Origin of the sequence: Pseudoalteromonas sp. SG41-2 (assembly GCF_014164535.1) — a bacterium.
Classification (GTDB): Bacteria; Pseudomonadota; Gammaproteobacteria; order Enterobacterales; family Alteromonadaceae; genus Pseudoalteromonas; species Pseudoalteromonas rhizosphaerae.
The window spans coordinates 38,839-58,749 of the sequence record NZ_JACJFK010000020.1 but is presented as its reverse complement, the minus strand read 5'-3'; the positions used below and the strand labels follow the sequence as shown (position 1 = coordinate 58,749).

Below are 19,911 nucleotides of genomic sequence, written 5' to 3'. Positions count from 1 at the left end.
GCAACGTTGTTTATACAACGTCATTTTAAGAGCGACCTGTTATGCAAAATAATTCTCCTTATTACCTTCTCGTCTTTGTGTGCATGGGGTTGATGTTATTTAATGCACTGAAAAAAGATAAGCAGCTAGTTCACTATTTGTTTGCACTATTTTGTGGCTCGCTCTGTATGGTTGGGGCGCAAAAACTCAGTGCGTCAAGTGTCGGAGGGTATCAATACCTAATAGGGCTATTTACTTGCGCTACATGTAATGTTTCATGGTTGATTGCTAGAGCGTTATTTCGTGAAAACAAGCCAATTTCTCGCAGGCATATCGTTTTTGCTGCAACTATTGCAGGCTTGATAATGTTTAACCAAACATGGCATTACTTAGTGAGTTTTGATCCTCAGCCATTACCTACCAGTGATATAATGTGGCGCTTAAAGCAAGGGGTGAATGAAGTAACCATATTGCTTTCATCAAGCATACTTGTGCTCTCTTTTTGGGAGGCAATAAGAGGCTACAGTGAAAAAACAGTGTCACAAAAAATGCAATCAGTGCTCTTTGCCAGCGCTTGGTTTTTAGCTGTGTTTAATGCAAGTGTATTACCTAAGCTAATGTTTAGTAAGACTGAAATTGAGCTATATAATCCCATTATTATTACCTCATCTGCACTACTAATTGTGCTTGCGATGCAAACATTAATGTTTCTTCAAGCGAGAGATAAAAATAGCCAAGGTATTAAAAATGAGGGCGATACAGTTAGTATTTTTAATGACATTGAGATAACTGAAAACACCAATAAACATGAACAAATCGATGTTGCCCCTGAATTAATCGATGGCATTGATCAACTTATCAATAAGCAACAGCTATTCTTGCAAACAAATCTTAAAATTTCAGATTTTGCTCAAGTATTACAAGTACCTGAATATAAAATCAGCCGAGCTATTCGCTATCACTACAAAGTAGCCAACTTTAATCTGTTTATTAATCAATATCGTGTTAAATATGCGCAAGTTTTATTGGCAAGTGAGGATGCTAAAGGTTGGAGCATTTTAAGCATCGCGCTTGAAAGCGGCTTTTCTTCTTTAGCGACTTTTAACCGGGTGTTTAAAAGTATTGTGGGTGAAATTCCTAATGAATACCGAAAACAAAGCAGCAATCATCCTAATATAAGGGGTAGGGAACTTGTTGATTAGTGAGTTGTAGGTTTGTTTTTATAGTTAATCAAGAATATTAGATGTGAATCAACCACACTAAATTGAAAGTATAAGGTGCTATAAACATAAAAGCCGCTCATAGAGCGGCTGAATACTGAGGAGCTACTTTGAAAATTCTGGACAAGTTTTATCTTGTATTTGCTTTAAATCGTACTGCATAAAGCCTGCCTCGCCAAATACATCGGTGCCGTTCAAGTAATACTTACCTTGCTCTTCATTCGGGTTTTTAATGTCATAACCCAATACTTTAGCCACTTGCAGACTAATTAAATAATGGTTAGGCATACAACCTAATTCTTTTTTAATTCGAGTTATTTCATTTTTTGGAATATCAACACCGTAAAACATAAATGGTACCCGGGCGATATCCATATCGACAGCGTTATGTCCAAAACGACCATCTTGCCCTGTCAGTTCACCATGATCTGGCGTGAAGAATATATATGTTGGTTTACCTGAATCTTTAAAGAATTCATAAATGTTAGCTATCACCTTTTGTGTGTAAAGTACTGAGTTATCGTAGCTATTCAGCATGTACTTTTCATAGGGTTGCTCATCAACAGGATACACTTCTTGAGTTTTAGGGTAATTAGCTACATAAGGTGCATGAGCGCTGCGCATATGTAACGTAATAAATTGGGGCTTATTGTAATCCAGATTCATGGAATTAAGTTCGAGCAATAAACGATCATCATAATCTCCATCGAACTGATCTAGATGCTTATCTTCTTTCCAGGTATCAATATCCCCAAGTGAAAATGCATAGGTTAAACCTCCTGCATTTTTTTGTGTAGTAATGTAATGGGTTTCAAACCCTTGACGCTTAGCTAACCGAAACAAAGCAGTGTCCATTTTACTTATATGGACTGCATTATTAGGCTCATATACGGTGTTAAAAAATAAGCTAAGAGATACTCGTGTTGAAACAGCGCTTGAGATCGCAGGCAAATAAAAGAAATTAGGGTCTTGTTTATACGGCATTAAATCTGGCGTTGTATCTCTTTGATAACCATATAAACCCATATTGTAATAACTCAGGCTTTCACCCATTAAAATTACAATATTTGCATCCGCAGGTTCGCCTTTGCTCAATTGATAAGGTTGATAGCTAGGCATTTCTTTACGTAATCCCAGAATCATTTTTAACTGGCGAGCGCTAAAGAATGACACACTGTATAAGCCATTTTTCATAGCTGAGTGCGCAATATTAGGCTGGTATTTTTGAGAGCTCTTAGAACCTAAAGACTGTAAAAAGGGTAACGTGAGCAATAATACAAACAACACCGAGATATAAGGTACGGTAAAACTGGTTTTATGGTATTTGTTATAGGTGAAATACGCTAAGCCATAAAATGCCATGGATAAAAAGAACGCTGGTAGCATAAATTTCAAACCATCAGCAAAGCCAATTAGTGCATCATGCATTTCACCCATCATTAGCACCATATCAAAAGCACTGTAAAAGCCGCCAAAGTATTGGAAGTACATCAGTTCAGAGGCCTGCATTAGAGCCATTATCAGTAAAACAATATTGTTAAGTTTAGGGGTGCGGCTTAACAGCATGAAGCCCATTAACAGTAAGGTAATGATAATGCTTTTGAAGTTATAACCGGCCAAGTAGTTATGATTAAACAAGCCATAAATGACATCCGGCATCAGTGCGAATGCCCATAGGGCCAAAAGCGTTAAGAGGGTATGTTTAAATTGTTGCACATGCAGTTCCACTATTCAGGTTTGCAGGCATTGTAATAAAAATCACATGCAAAGGCATGAGTATTTGAAATAATGTATGAATTTTAACTATTAGGTTTATACCTCTTTGGTCTGATGCCTTTTATTGCTTCTTTATGATGTGCTCACTCTCAGTAAATAAAGATATTTATGAAAAAGATCTTTATTTTTTTACACCTGCAAGATCAGTACACTAGCATTCGGCTGTCGTGCATTTGTGCGTTCAGTGTTGATTGTATTTTCCTTAAAAATGCTTGTTAATATGTGGTATATATTAGTTACCTGTAAGGTAATAGCAATTAGTATACTTTTAGTAACCTAGTTGCATTTTTAGGAGAGCTAATAGGCGGCAAGTGGAAAGGCTCGAGTATTTACCATCTAAAAGGTGGGCTTGTTCGCTTTAATGATTTAACTCGCCTGTTAGGAGAAGTGAGTGAAAAAGGTCTTAATATTATGAAATATAAAGAGATATTACTTTGAACTACTTAGCTCATCTATATTTAGCACAGCCTACAGCAGACTCGCACTTTGGCAACTTGCTTGGTGATTTTGGCGGCAATAGGCATGTAAAGCAATTGCCAATCACGGTAAAAAATGCACTAGATAACCACTATCTAGTCGACAAGTTTACAGATACTCACCCTTTAGTGAAAGAAGCTAAACAGTATTTTTCGCCTCAGCGTAAACGCTTTGCGGGTGTCGCTATTGATGTGGTGTTCGATCATTTTTTAATTCAGCATTGGCAACGGTTTAACGATCAACCGCTAAGTGACTTTAAGCAAATCAGTTATAGGCTTTTGGGTAAGCGTACACCCGTTATGCCGCCAAGAATGCAAAGTGTTGTAAAACATATGACGCAGAATGATTGGTTTAAAGAATACGAAACCGTCGAAGGGGTCGGGGTTGCACTTGATAATATTGCCAAGCGCATTCGCTTTACTAATACGTTTTCTGGCGCTGCTGCTGATATAGCCCGACACTACACTGAATTAGATGCTATGTTTTTAGCGTTTTTCCCTGAATTGATTAAACATGTTAAGCAACGAGGTCTTGAAGGAGCTCAAGATGCTAGTGTGTAAACTTTTTAAATGTAAGTCAGGTTCTAGCCTAAAATGATGCAATATTGATAATTAGCTTTTGATGGAATAAATTCTGACCAACAAAAAGCTCGCATCATACTAAAAACGGCTTGATTGATGGCTACTATCTGACTTAATCATCAGGCCCCTTTAGGGTGAAAACTAAATGCTTGCGCATGTCTTTTAAAATAACGCCTTTTTTAAGCATTGCACCACTTAAACGTTTTTGCCACTTTAATAAGTCAGGCTCTGCCGCTGTTAACGCCTGCTGATTCTCAAACTGAAAACACATTAGTAAAGAGCCTGGAAATAAGTGATATTCCACGTCAAACCAGCATTGCAGCATGCCAGTGAGTTCATTACGGCCTTGCTCTTCAATTGCATCAGCAACTTTAAGTACCAGTGCTTGTTGTTTTATTTGCACCGCAGAGAGTTTTTTCATCGTTTTAATCCAGTTAGAGGCCAAAGATATAGCCAGATGAGCGGATTATAACCGAGCTTGTCGACTGGCAACAACTTAGATAGTCGTTTTAGCCGAAACCACCTTATTATTTGATGTTAAAGCGGCTTATCGTAGGCATAAAGCGTGTTATTTTTTTACCAAGAGGGTGCTGAATAGTTTTTTGATCGCAACTTCCCTTGCTTTAGTGAGGGGGTGAATATAACTCAATCGTAAAAAGTTTTTATATTGCCCTGATGCTGAGAAAAGTGAGCCCGGGGTCATGACGATACCTTGTTGTAGTATTTCATTGTAACTTTTTTGGGTATCTATGGACTCATCTAACTCGACCCACATAGATATGCCGCCATTAGCTTGTGTAAAGCGTATATCCTCAGGCCAATGGGTTTGTAAAAAATTAATCAGCTCTGCTTGTTGTTGTTTAATTGCATATACGTGCTTATTTAGGTAGCGACGATAGTGACCATCTTCTATAAAAGTGGCTAATCCTTGTTGAATCGACCCACATGAAGAAAGTTGCGTAACGAGTTTAAGTTGAGTGATTTTATCATGCCACTTTCCTCCAAAAACCCATCCGATACGTAAATCTCTTGATAAGCTTTTTGAGAATGAACTACACAAAATTACTTGTCCTTGGGTGTCGAGACTTTTTAAAGACTCACTAACAAAAGGAGGAAAAGCCAGATCGCCGTAAATGTCGTCTTCGATAATACAAAAATCACTTTTCACTGCCAATTTAAGTAGCTCTTCTCTTGCTCTATGAGGCATACATGCACCTGTTGGCGTTGAGTAATTAGGTGAGACGACACATGCTTTTATGGGCCACTTGGCTATTTTTTTTGTCAGATCGTCAATGCTTATGCCGTGCTCGGGATCGCATGCTACTTCTATTATTTTTAGGTTAAGTTGTTCTAATATTTGCAATACCCCGTAAAAAGTTGGCGATTCAACAGCGACAGTGTCGCCTGGCGAACACGTGGCCATAAGAGAAATAAATAAACTGTGCTGACAGCCATTGGTAATGCAAAGCTCATCAGGTTTTTGGTTTAAACCACCATAGTGGTTAATTATTGCGTGCTTCAAACGCAAATCACCATCAGAACTATTATAGTAAAATGCTTTTTGACTTTGAGAAGAACGAAATGCTTTGTTTAAATGTCGATTAAGAACGGTTAAGTGAGTAGCATCTTCCTGCGCGCCAGCACTTGGTAAAATATCAAAGGCAGCACTGCGCGTCATAATGTCTTTTAAAATCGCAGGTACTGACACATTGCGTGGAGTAGATGATGTTTTGATTTGTTTTGGTAGCACTCGTTTAGGCGGCTTTATTTGCGTTACAAAGTAACCTGATTTAGGTTTTGCATAAATAAGTCCTTGTGATTCCAAGCGATGTAACGAATGTAATACGGTTGCTTTTGATAGGCCCTGTAGTTTGCAAAGCTCTCTCACTGAGGGCAACTTGCCTGTTGGAGTAAAGCTGTTAGCGTCAATTTTCTTTTTTAAGATAGCCTCAAGCTCTGTATATTTGAACTGTTTCATGCTCTCGCTCGTAGTGACAATCTGTACTCATTGTAAATTATTTTTCTGTGCCTGTACTGTAAAAAAAAGATATATACCATAGGTGATAAGTTTAATGTTTGCTCTGTAATTAACTAGGAGTAGGTTGGCGTTATGATAGATTTTACTGCTATTGATTTAGCTCGTATACAGTTTGCATTTACAGTCTCTTTTCATATTATTTTTCCAGCAATAACAATTGGCTTGGCAAGTTACCTTGCGGTACTTGAAGGGCTTTGGTTATACACGCGAAAGCCGATATACATGACGCTTTGTCGTTTTTGGATGAAAGTGTTTGCGGTAAATTTTGCTATGGGAGTGGTATCCGGCATCGTAATGGCTTATCAGTTTGGTACTAACTGGAGTCAGTTTTCTAATTTTGCTGGAGCTATTACGGGGCCATTACTCAGTTATGAGGTGATGGCTGCGTTTTTCTTAGAAGCTGGCTTTCTTGGCGTTATGCTTTTTGGTTGGAATAAAGTTGGCGAAAAGCTTCACTTTACATCCACCTGTTTAGTGGCAATCGGTACGTTGATTTCAATGACTTGGATTTTGGCTTCTAACAGCTGGATGCAAACACCTCAAGGCTATGAAATTATTGATGGCCGAGCGGTTCCGGTTGACTGGTTTGAGATAATATTTAATCCTTCATTTCCTTATCGTTTAGTCCATATGGGCTTAGCCGCTTTTTTAGCGACAGCCTTGTTGGTAGGCGGATCTGGTGCATGGCATTTATTAAAAGGCTCGCACACTCAAGCGGCAAAAAAAATGTTGTCGATGGCAATGTGGATGTTGTTAATTATCGCACCATTGCAAGCTTTTGTAGGAGACGAACATGGCCTAAATACACTTGAGCATCAACCAATGAAAGTGGCAGCAATGGAAGGGCATTGGCATGAATCAGAACCAGGCGAAGGTGTCCCCTTAGTTTTATTTGGTTGGCCAAATATGGAAGAAGAACGCAACGACTACGCAATAGAAATACCGCGCGTAGCTAGCTTAATTTTAACGCATAGTCTTGATGGCACCATTGCACCATTAACATCTGTACCTCCTGAAGATCGCCCTTATGTACCAATTGTATTTTTTAGTTTTAGAATTATGGTCGCCTTAGGGTTATTGATGATTTTATTAGGCATAACAGGGTTAGTGTTACGTAAAAAAGGCCGATTATACGAGAAAAAATGGTTCTTAAGGTTTTGTGTTGTAATGGGCCCTGCTGGGTTGATTGCGATGCTAACAGGCTGGTTTGTCACAGAGGCTGGACGACAACCTTGGGTTGTATATGGGTTACAAAGAACGGTTGATGCAAGCTCTGCTCATTCGATGACGGCAATGAGTTATTCATTACTTACTTTTGTTGTTTTATATGTGTGTGTGTTTGGGGTCGGTGTGCGTTATATGTTAGCACTTATCAAAAAGGGCCCTGAACAAGTGTATGACAACGATAATAAAGATGATTTAAATAAACGCCCGGCTCGTCCGTTATCAGCGGCCGATGGTGTTGAGCTTTAGGAGATTAAATGATGGATTTTGATTTACCGAGTATCTGGGCACTCATTATTGGCTTTGGGTTAATGATGTATGTGTTTTTAGATGGTTTTGACTTAGGGATTGGCCTACTTTTCCCGCTGGTTAAAAATAAGCACGAAAGAGATATCATGGTTAACTCTGTTGCCCCAGTTTGGGATGGTAATGAAACGTGGCTAGTGCTTGGCGGGGCAGGCTTGTTAGCTGCATTTCCTATGGCTTACTCAGTTATATTATCAGCCTTATATGGGCCTATTTTAGTGATGTTATTTGGCTTAATATTACGAGGCGTTGCGTTTGAATTTCGCTTCAAAGCAACTGAGTCTCACCGCCCATTATGGGATAAGTTATTTTTTGCAGGCTCGTTTATGGCAACCTTTGCTCAAGGTGTAGCAATGGGCGCTGTTATTATTGGTTTTCCTGTTGAAAATGGTGAGTTTGCTGGTGGAGCTTTAGACTGGTTAACACCATTTAGCTTATTTACAGGGTGTAGTTTACTGTTTGCTTATGGCTTATTAGGTGCCACTTGGTTAGTGGTTAAAACAGAGCATAATTTGTATAAACAAATGCGTAAACTTATTAAGCCATTAACTATTTTATTAGCCTTGTGCATGTTAGGTATCAGTATTTATACACCACTTATCAACGCTGATGTAAAAGCAATGTGGTTTAATTGGTCAAATATTGTATACCTTGCTCCTTTGCCAATTATTACCGGTATTTTTGTTTTATTATTACTGGGCTCAGTAAACTCAAGTAAACACTATCGACCATTTATTTATGCGCTGTGTATGTTATTTATGGGATATTTAGGCTTATGTATTAGCCTTTGGCCAAATATTATTCCACCAAGTGTATCTATTTATGAAGCCGCAGCGCCTGAATCAAGTTTAAAATTCACCCTGGTTGGCGTTGTTATCATCGTGCCATTCATATTGGCCTATACGTTTTGGTCTTATTATGTATTTCGTGGCAAAGTTATTGATACCGAGGGGTATCACTAGTTATTCAATGCTATTGCACTATTTAGTGAAGGCTTTGTGGAGGGTATATGAAAAAGCATCTTCATCAATTTAAATGGTTAATTATCATTTGGGTCTTGAGTGTTGCTTCACTATTTTTAGTGTCTCTAGTGATCCGCTTTTTGATGACTCTTGCAGGAATGAAGTAATACCGTTAGTTAAATTACGGGGGACTATTTTATCAAATAATAGTCCCCTTTTTTATATTCTCATTACTTTTATTAAGACTTGAGTTGCTTGGATAAAAAAAGAGTTGTTACATCCGCTATCTTTATCAGTGCTTCTTTGTCTGCATAGTCCCATGACACTTTTGAGTCAACACTTTCACAACAAATTACGCCTAACGGTTTGTCATCTATAAAATAGATATAATCAAGTAAGGAATACACATTGAATGGTTCAAAATAGGATTTATTTAAGTCCTTTGTTACTTCGTTGTTCCTTGCATCCGATGCATCAAGTACTTGGTTACCTAAAATATAATTAAAGTATGCAGGAAAATCCTGAGCTTTTAAAACCATGTCATTTGTTACTACCTCATTTTCATCAAGGCATATTAAACAATTTATCGCAGTATATTCGTGGTTTAGTAACCAAAGGCTAACTCTATTTGCATTTGGAATTAGCTTTTTTAACTCTTGGCATGTCTGATTTAGTTTATATTTGCTTGAAATATTAGGATCACTAATTTTAACCGCTAGCTTTTTTAGATTGAGGTTATTAGGGTTGTAAATATTAAGTAAGCTATTTAATTTATCTTTATCAAATGGTTTAGCTAAATAACCATCCATACCAATGTCTAAATAATGTTCAATGTTTTGTTTCAAGGTGTTAGCTGTCAAGGCTATAATTGGGGTTGTTTTATCTCCTTGTTGTGCCCGAATTGCTTTTGTGGCTTGTACTCCATCCATTACTGGCATTTGGATATCCATAAAAATCAAATCTACAGGGTTTGTATTAAAGTAATCAACACACTCTTTACCGTTTTCTGTGATTACTACATTGGCGTTATGCGCTTGTAGCATTTTACTTACGATGAGTTGATTTATTTTATTATCTTCGGCGATTAGAATGGTGCACCCTTGTAAATTAGTTATTTCTTTCTTTTGTTTTAATGAATCATACAATAGATGATGTGTTTCAAAGCTCTGTTGATACGTAAATATAGAGCCTTCGCCTTCTTTACTTGTAAAGCCGATTTTACCTTTCATTAGTTGACTTAACTTGGCACAGATTGATAAGCCAAGCCCTGTGCCCCCATAACATCTTGATATAGATGCATCTGCTTGATGAAAATCTTGAAATAAGTTTTGTTGTGCTGCTTCGCTGATACCAATACCTGTATCAATAATTTCAAATAAAATATCCTGTTCAATTAATGAACTACTTTGAACGCTGACTTTGAGATTTACTTGCCCTTGGTTTGTAAATTTAATCGCGTTTGAACACAAGTTATTTAGAATTTGTGAGATCCTTACAGGATCACCTTTTAAAGTTGCTGCCACCTTCTCATCAATATATAAAGTAAGTTTAATGCCTTTAGCTGATGCTTGTTTAATGAGAGGCTTGAAGAGATCGTTAACAACCTCTTTAAGATTAAAATTGATATTTTCGATATCTAGTTTGCCAGCTTCAATTTTTGAAAAATCTAGAATGTCATTCACAATACTTGAGAGTATATTGGCTGAGTTTAAAATACTTTTCAAAGCGTTATCTTTTTCTAAACTCGTTTCTTCAGCTAGGCCAAATTCAGCTAAATTTAAAATACCGTGTAGTGGTGTTCTAAGTTCATGGGTCATATTTGCTAGAAATTGGCCCTTTAAGGTGTTGGCACTATCAGCTTCTTTTTTTAGTACTTCAAGTTCTTCATTATGTATTTTTTGTTGTTCTAGAGCTGATGTTAATCTTCTGTTGTTTAATCTAAGTTCAAGTTGAGTGATAACTTCTCGACCTAGTATCGTCAGAGCGTTAATTTGGTTTTGATTTAGCTTTTTGGGCTTATCGCTAATAACACAGAGTGTGCCTATAGTATTTCCTTTTGGGGTTACTAACGGGGCGCCTGCATAAAATCGTATGTTTGGATTATTAACAACTAGCGGGTTATCATGAAAGCGCTCATCGAGTAATGCGTTCGGTATTTCAAAAATGTGGTCTTGCAGTATTGCATGGGAGCAAAATGCAATCTCTCTCTCAGTTTCATCAACATCAATACCGTACTTTGACTTAAACCACTGTCTTTGCGGATCTACTAAGCTAATGAGTGAAATAGGCGTTTCACAAATTTCAGAAGCAAGTTGAGTTAAATCATCAAATACTTGTTCGGCTTTGGTATCTAATATTTCATACTCATACAAGGCTTTTAGTCTAGACTCTTCGTCTGCTGGGATTTGCGCTGTTTTCATTGCATTGCTCAATATTTATGTCCACTAAATATAGGATTAATTTCAGGGTAATAGCAACTTTCAGATTAAAATCGCATGAAAAAGGTAATATCTATTAAATCTGAGGTGTAACTCTATAGAAGCTGTTTTATTTCTTTAAAAACACATAGCAGCTGTTGCCTACTACTTATTTTTTATTACAGAAATGCAGGTGGAGAGTGGCTAAATTTGTTGTGCTTTTGCCCGGTAGCTTAAGTAGTTATAAGTGAGTGAGGGGAAATGTATTTCGTTGTAGATAATTAATGTTATGGCGTGTTTTTTACTTTAGAACACTGATTTAATGACAAGTAGTTTATACTGAATAGCGATAGTTTTTTATGTAGCCTTTTAAAATATAGGGCTAAAAAGCATATTATTCTTTAAATGCCCCCCTGTGCTAGGGGGACATTGCTGTTAGTTTAAACTTAGCGGCTTAATTAAGCGGCAAACATAGTTTAAAAACGAGCTCTTACACCTAAGCTAAATGAGCGACCAGGAAGTGGTGCTTCGTCTTTTAAGTAAGATGAGTGCACGCGCGCTTCTTGATCGGTTAGATTGTCGGCTTTTAAATACAATGTCATGTCAACGTTACCTAAATCAAGGTAGTAGTTAGCAGCGGCTGATAGCATGGTATAGCCGTCGGTGGTGGTTTCGTTTGCAGCAATTTTATCTTGCTTACTGTTGCGAGTGACTTCTACTTCAGTGTGCCAATTACCGTATTCATAATGTATTGAAGAACCAACACGTAATGGTGGGATCCTTGGTACGTTACCGCCTTTATCTAGTTTAGCGCGGGTATAATCCGAAAACACATCCAGACGCCATTGTTCGTTTAAGTGCCAGTCAACTTGTGCTTCAAAACCATACAGCTGTGCATCTTGCTGGGCAAAGAGTACAACAGGTAAACCATCGGTTTCTTCCTCTGATCCTGCGCCGCTACTTTGTAGTTGTTGGTAATCTTGCGCCGTAATAAACTCACCATCACTGAGAACAAGGTTACTAACGTCTTCGTATATGTAGTCATTCACTTGGTTTTGGAACAGGCTTAAGCTTGCATTCCAGTTGTCAGCATTATAACGATAGGTTGCATCTATATTATTAGACACTTCTTTATTCATGCTTTGGCCGTTTTGCACCACCGAATAATTACCGTTATTGTTAGTAAGATTAAAACCACCACCTACTTCGTAAGTGCCAGAGCCAATGTGTGGGCCGTATGCAAAAATTTCAGATGAAGAGGGGGCGCGTTCTGAATATGCATAATTAAATGCTAATGAGTGCTTGTCGTTAATGCTCCAAACTACTCCTGCAGAGCCTGAAACCGCCGTGTAATCTTCATCTGCAAATGAGATACTATTATCGTTTGATAGCTCATCAAAAAATTGGTTATTCACTTTATGGGTTAGTTGCTCCACGCGTGTACCAAGCTGCCACAATAAAGCACCTGTTTGTTTTTCTTCCATTAAAAATGCGGCTAAACTGTCGGTTTTTGTTGGTGGTGTGAAGGCTTCTTCGCCAATCGCTTCAAAATCACTTTTGTTATAATGTAAGCCCATTATGCCGTGCCAACCATAAACCGCGCTGTGCTCTGCCCATAGTCTAGACTCGATACTTTCATTTTTAAAAGTAGTGCCTATTTCAGTCCCTTCAATTTCTGAGTGTTGGTAATCAGTATATGCATTTTGCCAATGCACCGATTTTATAAAACCGTCAAGATTATTCCAATCAACAACACCTTGATAACGGTCTTGTTTTAATTTAATAAATACGCCATCTTCACCCGGTAAACCGTATTCTGAGTCCATTGAGCCATAGGCAAAAGCGACGCGTGTATCGTCAGTGATCCAGCCAGCTCCTAAGTTATAACCGTGTGCATCGATTGCTGAGTTTGAGAGTTTAGTACTGCCACCATGTTCATTAATATCAGCGGGAACAGGTATTTTATAGTCACCGGTATTACGGTTGTAAGCATCAATATGAACAGCAAAGTCGCCCGTTCCGGCATTTAAATCAGTAGATGTTGTTTTTGAATCTGCTACGTTATCGTACTGAGCAAATACTTCTCCAGTAATACCTTGTTGTCTTTCAATGGGGAGGCGGTTATCAACCACATTAACAACGCCGCCAATTGCACCACTACCATAAAGCAAAGTAGCAGGGCCGCGTAATACTTCAATTTGTGTGGCCGTAGAGGTTTCGGTTGATACTTGGTGATCGGGGCCAACGCGTGATGCATCAGATGCGCCTAATCCGTTTTGTACAACCTTGATTCGAGGTCCATCTAATCCTCGGATAATTGGGCTACTGGCAACGGGTCCAAAATAAGAGCTGTGTACACCTGGCACATTTTTTAAGGTTTCGCCAAGGGTTGCTGCTTGGTGCTGATCAAGCTCTTCGCCACTAAGAATTGATACTGGGGTGCTTGATTCAAGTACGGTACGTTTAAGCGGTGAAGCTGTAATAACAATTTTTTCTAAATCGCTTTCATCTTTTTGTATTTGTTTCTCTGCTGCCATTGCGTGTGTACTGATAGCAGTTAATACCGCCAAAACTAATGGTGAATACTTAATTTTCATTATTTAATCTCTAAAATTTGCACTAAAACTGGCTGCTTACCCAATGGCAAACAGTCTTTATAAAACGGTTTTTTAACAGTGAACTTTAAAGAGTATTCGGCGGATCACGGTTACCTGAAAACGCAACGATTGCGCTAAATTGAGGAGAGTGTAAGGCTAAAACAGCGCTGTAGCGGTTGCTTTCAGGTTCAAATATACTGGTGGTAGGAGATATTAAATCGTCAAAATCAAACGAACTTATGCAGAGTTGGCACTCTGTGCTGCTTTGTACTGCGTGAACAGTTGAGTGCCACTGTGAAAAAACACTGAACAGCAGTAAAAGCACCATTAAATATTTTAATAGCGTTTTATTGTGTCTGAGTGAGTGTAAATTCATGTGTTTCATCAAGTGATAGTATAACGTTGTTTTTTTTGCAATGTCGAGAGCTGAATAAGTAAAATAATCTGTTTAATTATAAGTTTTTACTTTGTTATTTATAATCAGTGGTTTATGTTTTATTTTGATAAATAAAACCTCTAGATCAGACATCAATCAGGGAATAGGCCTTGCTTAGTTAGTTTGCCATTTTTTTATCAGTTCAACGCTTTTACCCAAAAACGATAATTTATAGGCTGTCGTTATGAGTGACAACGTCACTAGCGATATAGACTGAGCAGCCATATTTGCTTGCTTTTAAAAGTAAGTTTGCATTTTAGGTAATTTCAAGGTGGAGGTTAGATATTTAAAAATCATACCAATCATACTAAATTAGTGAGCCATATGTTAGAAAAAAGCCGAATCGTTGTACGGTTCGGCCTCATAAACTTACCTTTTTTAATACTTAATTAGCTAATCAGAATAGCATTTTATTTTTTCTTTTCACTCGGGACCGGTTGGCCATATTTAGGCGAACGAGGACCATATAGTAGGCCGTTGTAAGCGTCTGATGAAAGTAAGCGCGTTGATGCGATAGCAGCAATTTCGAAACCTTTGTCTGTTACAGTTTCTGCTATTTGGTTAATTGCTGCCACTACCAGCATGCCTACAAGTCCACCGCCGCCATTATTTTGCTGCTCGGCTGAGGAAGCTCTTGCTTTACCTTGCCACAATTGTTCACCAGTGCGTAAATCGACTAAAGATGCGGAAACAGTTACAGCTGTTTCACTTGAAATTACAACGTAGCTGGTGCCGTATTCTTCAATAGTAATATAAAGCGCCGAGTCAGCACCAAAAATATCGTGTAACTTTTTAATAGGAACTTGATGCACGTCGCTTGCAACTGAAAGGCCATTCCCTTTAAAGGTTTGCTCAACGAGCGCAACAGGAAAAACATAAAAGCCGGATTCTGCAATAGGTGCAACCATTTGGGTCATTACACTGTAAGGCGCTATAACTTCAGGTGTATTATTGAGCGGTGGCAGGATAATAACTGAGTGTGGATCAGCTTGTTTAAACGCTGTGTAATCATGAGCCGGTGGTGACGAAACGCAACCCGCTAATAATGCAAACAGCGCAGTTGCTGTTATTGATTTAAAGTTCAACATGTTAAACGCCTTTCGCAGATTTTAGAAGGAAGTCTATATACTGAACCGACTCTGGGAAAAGTGACTTTTCAGTTTCAAAGTGGCTAGCACCTAAAGTAGGGTCACCTGTTTCAAAGTACAGCATGCCTAAATGAGCATGCAAGCCAGGTGCAACAATTTTACTTTTGTTTGCTGCATCTGCAATAACTTGCTCAAGCATTTTAATTTGCTGTTCAACTGTTACTTCATCTGCTTTTAGGTATGCGTATACGGCTGAGCTGTATTCGCCATAATAATAGATAGGCTCTTTAGTTGAGCTACAGCCTGTAAGCGCAGCACATACTAAGGCTAAAGTAATTAGCCTTTTCATTATTTACTGCCCCATAGGCCTGATTCAAGTCCTGTAACAAGCTTGTTTACGACTTCACGAATGGCTAAATCAAGCACTTTGCCATTTAAGGTTGCATCGTATGAAGCGGTACTACCAAAACCAATAACTTCACGCTCAGATAGGCTGTATTCACCAGCTCCCTGAACTGAGTAGATAACTTCTGATGTAGTAACATCGACAATGTTTAGTGTTACTTTAGCGTAAGCTATTTGTGATTTACCTTTGCCTAATAAACCAAACAACTGTCGATCGCCAATAGCTTTGCGACCAAACTCTGTCACATCACCTGTTACCACAAATTTAGCGCCGCTAATAACTTGTTTTGTACCAGTTAGTTTTGCTTCTTCAGCAAGTGCGGTCATATTATCGCGATCAAGTACACTAAAACGGTTTGTTTGTTGTAAGTGGCTCATTAATGCTGTTTTAGCTTGGCTACCTAAACGGTCTTGCCCAGATGAGAATATGCCATTTTGAAAACTTGAACGGTTAACAAATTGCCCAACTACCAACTTACTTTTAGTGCCACTGTAGTTAGTGTTATAGCTAGCAACTGTTTGGGTTTCAACAACTTTAGATGATGTTGTAGCGCAACCTGCTAAAGTTGATGCTGCAACCGCAGAAATTATTATTGTTTTTATGTGATTTTTGCTTATATGCATAAGGAATTATATCCGTTTAAAATAATTGCAGAAAGTGATTTGGATGCCAATGTTTAATATTTATATTTGTTAGTTAATTACCTATTATAACTACCAATACCATCCACTTTTATAAACAAAAAATTATGTAAAGGCAATGTTATTCTTTACCTTATAGGTACCAGTCAGTGGTAGTCTGATTTTTGTATGATCCAGCAGCAAGGAAAGTTTAAGGAGATGGGGTAGCACTTTTTCATCTTTGAAATAATTTCTGTTTTAATTTATTGAAGCAGTGATTGGTATTATTTCAATTAAAAGTAGGTGGTTGTTTCAACTGCTATCAGTTGTAGAGCTAATAGCAGTATGTTTTATTGTGTTTTAAAGGGCTAATAGGCTTTGCTCTAACATTGCTTGAATTTGTTTGACTATTTTAGCTTCTGTTTCTGGTTCAAACTGCGCTATACGTGGCGTATGGATATGCCCAGTCGGAATATCTGAATTGAGTTGATCGCGCAGGCGAATACTGCGGTACGAAATTTCGTTAGACAGGTAACCACCGCCGCCGCCTTTTACTGCAATCGCATCTTTTAGTTCAGCTAAAGTTTTAGGTTCAAAGGCTTTTTCGAGTGTAACAACTTTATGATTGTCATTTATCGGAAATGGCCCTTTGGCTTGCTGCATTTGCGTGGCGGGCAAACTGAATTGCACAAACTCACTCCCTGGGAGTGGACGGTCGTTTAAACTTGGAATCAGTGGCGCTTTTGCTGTGCCGCCATAGACAATATTTGCATTGTCGGGGGCGGTTACGCTGCGCCGCTTACCTGGAAAGCGTTCAAGGTCAAAGTCTTTACTACCCATGCTAACGGTAACTATCATATCCACGTTATTCAGAGCGTAATAAGGGGCGAGTAGTTCTTCAATAATACCTTGATCAAAGTCTTCATAGCGAACAGGCACCATCACAGTATTTATTTCGGCACTGATACCTTGATAAGTAATTACTTGGCCGTCGAGTAATAATGCGGCCACACCGGATGGATTACTTTGATTGATGTTTCTATCCAGTAAGAATGGATCAAAGCCTGTTAGTAAAATCTTTTTGGTGGTGTTTTTAGAGTAGGCTAGGTCGGTGCGACCGCGACTGCCATTTTCTAACATTGTTAATAATGCGCTTTGCTCGGCAGTTGTTAATGCAAATTCAGGTTTTGTTGTACGGATTATTTTACTTGAAAGTAGGCGAGCCCAGTAAAGTGCTCTGTCATCGTAGCTTTTAGTGACGGTAATGTGTTGTTTGGCGTTGAGCCAGAGTTGGCTTGAGTAATCATGTAGTAAGTCAGTTGCCTGTTTAAAGTTTCTTAGGCTTTTCCAGCTTTGTTCAAATTGCGCGATATCCTCAGAAAATATATCTAAAACTTGTGGCATAGCGGTTGTGGCTTGCTTAATACGCAGCTCTTCAACCGTTGGGTTAGCGCTAAAAACAGAACCCGAAGAGAAGATTAAGCTTGCGGCTAAAAGTCGTTTGATCATGGTTTTCCTATATAAGCAGTTTTAATAGTTTCAATGCAAAGGCTACTATCGGATGTAGAGCGAGTAAGCGCAAATAAATACGTTGAGTATTGGGTCGTAACTCCCACCTTTAACGTTTAATCAGCCCCTAGAGCCTATTTTCATAAACTGTTATCCTTCACTCATTAAGTTATAACTGAGTAAACAGTATGATTAATGATAACGATGTAATTGACACCCTCGCAGAGCTAGAAGCTTTTTTATTACTGATTGATAATGGTGGATTGGGCTTAAAAAATATAGCCGGTGTGGCACTGGCGACCAATAATACCAATGGTCGCCCGTTTGTAGCTGTACTTGATGATAACTATAACTTGTTGTTAGGCCGCTGGGTTACAGATGATGTGTTTGAAAACGGTAAAGAGCTTGTTCGTAGTGGGCCTAAAAAGCTACATTAATTTTGGAAAAGCGATTGAAGGCAGCTATTAACTTACTTAGCTTGGGGGACCCAGCCGAAGTGAGCTTAATTTATACTACATTCATTTTTATAAAAATGCGGAGCATAAAGGCGGGGAGTTTAAAACGTATGCGGGCAATGACAAAGGTCATCTTATAGGCTACCTTTCTGAGTGTAAATTATCAGCTGCTCAATTAAAGCAGGTAAATTGAAGCTGTTACCTGCTTTTGTAATATCGAAAATGAATCGCTAGTCTTTTAGTTCAGCTGTTTCGTTTTGCGTTTGAAAGTCTTTAAACAGGTCACCCTGTGGATCATCGGTATCAAAGACTGCATTGTTTTCTTCATATTCATCATCAATTTCATCGACCACCAACATTTGCTCGTGGGCAGTCGTTTCTTCTATTCGAGGATCCATGGTCGCAGCCAGTGGCGAGTTGGTAACGTCTGATGTGCCTACAACGTAATCACTCGACTCTGGTTGTTCTACTTTTTGTTTCGAATTAATGTAAGTGAGTAATAAGTACATTATCACCGTTAATAATGCGATGGAGGCATAAAGGGCTTGGTGACCAAAATAGGTCATAACTTGTGCATTGGCAGTTGAACCAAGTGCTGCACCGGCTCCAAAAACAACTAATAACGCAGATGACACGCCAACGCGCTCTTCATCTTCAACGCGTGAATTAGCTAAGGCTGAGGATAATGGATATAAAGTAAAGGCGAACAAGCCAAACATAAAAGTGAGTGCAAAGGCGAGTGTTTGCGTAATAGGTAGCAAAAATAAAGCCAAGCTAACTACACCAATCGCAACCGCATTGGTGCGGATCAATACGCTACGACGTATTTTATCCGACAATATCCCCATTGGCCATTGCGCGATCAGACCTGCAAAAATAGTTGCAGACATAAAAATGGCAATTTCTGACGAATTAAACCCAGATAACTTGGCAAATGTTGGTGCAAGGCCGTAAAAGCTGCCATTTATAATACCCGCAAAGTGAACAGCTGTAAGTGATTGCGGTACTTTTTTAAAGTAGTCAAGCAGACTGACTTGAATTGGTTTTAATGGCTTGGGGTGAATCCTACGAGTGATTGAAATAGGAATAATGCCAATTGCCAGCGCCATGCACACTAAAAATAGTGGTGCATAGCCAAGCTCTGGGAATTCGGCTAATGCAAATTGACCTAAAATCATACCCAGATAAGAGGTGATCATATAAAACGAAAACACTCGCCCGCGAGACTCTGGTGCAGCTTGTTCGTTGAGCCAGCTTTCGAGCACCATGTAGTTACACATCATACCAAGGCCTACAAATAGTCGCAGGGCTAACCATAAATAAATATTATCGCTAACGCCGTGTGCTGCAACGCACGCTAAAACAGCGGCGGTACTGGCTGCAAAGGTTCTAATATGGCCGACCGATTTAATAAGGTGATAACCAAGCTTTGAGCCAAGCAACAAACCCATGTAATAACATGAGGTCATTAACCCGATCCAAAAGGTCGAGATGCCATTTTTCCCTAAATAGAGGGCTAAATAGGTGGTGAGTAAACCGGTGCCAATAATTAAAAATAGATTAGCAAAATACAGCGAAGGAAATGATTTCATTTAAATGTAAATAGTTAGCCTAGACAAATTGATACTAGAGTAACTAAATGTATTTTCCAAGTAGTAAATGGGTTGTTGGGTCGTTCTACTATTAACTATATTCTGATTAGTATTGAGTACTAAGCATTTATTACTTGGTTTTTTAGCGAATGTTATGGTGGCGCTTGCAGTAAAATAGACACGTTATGGTTGAGTGTGCAATAAAGTCACTCATCAATCTAATGGATA

Annotated in this window: 16 protein-coding genes and 2 pseudogenes; 8 read left to right on the top strand and 10 right to left on the bottom strand. The window is 38.6% G+C overall.

Going from position 1 to position 19,911, the window contains the following annotated elements:
- The first annotated feature begins 41 nt into the window (after positions 1–41).
- Positions 42–1,181 (top strand): AraC family transcriptional regulator, encoded by a 1,140-nt coding sequence (locus H5186_RS15870; protein WP_259398540.1) that lies wholly within the window; start codon positions 42–44, stop codon positions 1,179–1,181.
- Positions 1,182–1,304: 123 nt separating this feature from the next.
- On the opposite strand, the gene H5186_RS15865 is transcribed toward H5186_RS15870, so the two are convergent.
- On the bottom strand, positions 1,305–2,915 hold the full coding sequence (locus tag H5186_RS15865; RefSeq protein ID WP_182794666.1) for a phosphoethanolamine transferase: 1,611 nt from the start codon (positions 2,913–2,915) through the stop codon (positions 1,305–1,307).
- Between the two features lie 360 nt (positions 2,916–3,275).
- Here H5186_RS15865 and H5186_RS15860 point away from each other — a divergent pair.
- Positions 3,276–3,374 (top strand): annotated as a pseudogene (locus tag H5186_RS15860) (winged helix-turn-helix transcriptional regulator); the annotation flags it as partial.
- A 35-nt stretch (positions 3,375–3,409) separates the two neighbouring features.
- Positions 3,410–4,012, top strand: a complete 603-nt coding sequence (locus tag H5186_RS15855) for an ACP phosphodiesterase (protein WP_182719044.1) — start codon at positions 3,410–3,412, stop codon at positions 4,010–4,012.
- 133 nt (positions 4,013–4,145) lie between these two features.
- Here the strand turns inward: H5186_RS15855 and H5186_RS15850 are convergent, their stop codons facing one another.
- Positions 4,146–4,454 carry a hypothetical protein gene (locus H5186_RS15850; protein ID WP_149982748.1) on the bottom strand — a complete coding sequence of 103 codons (309 nt, stop codon included), beginning with the start codon at positions 4,452–4,454 and terminating at the stop codon, positions 4,146–4,148.
- 147 nt (positions 4,455–4,601) lie between these two features.
- A complete protein-coding gene (locus H5186_RS15845; RefSeq protein WP_182740544.1) occupies positions 4,602–6,011 on the bottom strand; it encodes a PLP-dependent aminotransferase family protein in 1,410 nt (469 codons plus the stop codon).
- Between the two features lie 132 nt (positions 6,012–6,143).
- Between H5186_RS15845 and H5186_RS15840 the strand changes: the two genes are divergently transcribed.
- The 3 genes from H5186_RS15840 to H5186_RS15830 are packed head-to-tail and all read left to right on the top strand — an operon-like array spanning position 6,144 to position 8,730.
- On the top strand, positions 6,144–7,544 hold the full coding sequence (locus H5186_RS15840) for a cytochrome ubiquinol oxidase subunit I (protein ID WP_182794665.1): 1,401 nt from the start codon (positions 6,144–6,146) through the stop codon (positions 7,542–7,544).
- Positions 7,545–7,555: 11 nt separating this feature from the next.
- Positions 7,556–8,563, top strand: a complete 1,008-nt coding sequence (gene cydB / locus H5186_RS15835; RefSeq protein ID WP_182731186.1) for a cytochrome d ubiquinol oxidase subunit II — start codon at positions 7,556–7,558, stop codon at positions 8,561–8,563.
- A 47-nt stretch (positions 8,564–8,610) separates the two neighbouring features.
- Positions 8,611–8,730 carry a DUF2474 domain-containing protein gene (locus H5186_RS15830; protein ID WP_182794664.1) on the top strand — a complete coding sequence of 40 codons (120 nt, stop codon included), beginning with the start codon at positions 8,611–8,613 and terminating at the stop codon, positions 8,728–8,730.
- A gap of 72 nt (positions 8,731–8,802) precedes the next feature.
- On the opposite strand, the gene H5186_RS15825 is transcribed toward H5186_RS15830, so the two are convergent.
- From H5186_RS15825 to H5186_RS15800, 6 genes are all read right to left on the bottom strand, one after another.
- Positions 8,803–10,983: a response regulator gene (locus tag H5186_RS15825; RefSeq protein ID WP_182719047.1), complete on the bottom strand. Its 2,181-nt coding sequence runs from the start codon at positions 10,981–10,983 to the stop codon at positions 8,803–8,805.
- 473 nt (positions 10,984–11,456) lie between these two features.
- Positions 11,457–13,577, bottom strand: coding sequence for a TonB-dependent receptor (locus H5186_RS15820; protein ID WP_182794663.1), 2,121 nt, complete (start codon positions 13,575–13,577; stop codon positions 11,457–11,459).
- Between the two features lie 846 nt (positions 13,578–14,423).
- Entirely contained in the window at positions 14,424–15,101 is a 678-nt protein-coding gene (locus H5186_RS15815; RefSeq protein WP_182719559.1) for a DUF799 domain-containing protein, read from the bottom strand.
- Between the two features lies 1 nt (position 15,102).
- Entirely contained in the window at positions 15,103–15,450 is a 348-nt protein-coding gene (locus H5186_RS15810) for a DUF4810 domain-containing protein (protein ID WP_182719560.1), read from the bottom strand.
- On the bottom strand, positions 15,450–16,130 hold the full coding sequence (locus H5186_RS15805; RefSeq protein ID WP_182719561.1) for a CsgG/HfaB family protein: 681 nt from the start codon (positions 16,128–16,130) through the stop codon (positions 15,450–15,452). Before H5186_RS15805 ends, H5186_RS15810 begins: the two co-directional genes overlap by 1 nt.
- A 357-nt stretch (positions 16,131–16,487) precedes the next feature.
- Positions 16,488–17,636, bottom strand: coding sequence for a hypothetical protein (locus H5186_RS15800; protein ID WP_182719562.1), 1,149 nt, complete (start codon positions 17,634–17,636; stop codon positions 16,488–16,490).
- Between the two features lie 188 nt (positions 17,637–17,824).
- Between H5186_RS15800 and H5186_RS15795 the strand changes: the two genes are divergently transcribed.
- Together H5186_RS15795 and H5186_RS15790 are read left to right on the top strand one after the other, a co-directional pair.
- A complete protein-coding gene (locus H5186_RS15795) occupies positions 17,825–18,073 on the top strand; it encodes a hypothetical protein (RefSeq protein WP_182740141.1) in 249 nt (82 codons plus the stop codon).
- Positions 18,074–18,143: 70 nt separating this feature from the next.
- A pseudogene (locus H5186_RS15790) lies at positions 18,144–18,284 on the top strand (delta-class carbonic anhydrase); the annotation flags it as partial.
- A 37-nt stretch (positions 18,285–18,321) separates the two neighbouring features.
- On the opposite strand, the gene H5186_RS15785 reads toward H5186_RS15790, so the two are convergent.
- Positions 18,322–19,683: an MFS transporter gene (locus tag H5186_RS15785; protein ID WP_182794662.1), complete on the bottom strand. Its 1,362-nt coding sequence runs from the start codon at positions 19,681–19,683 to the stop codon at positions 18,322–18,324.
- Positions 19,684–19,911: the final 228 nt, after the last annotated feature.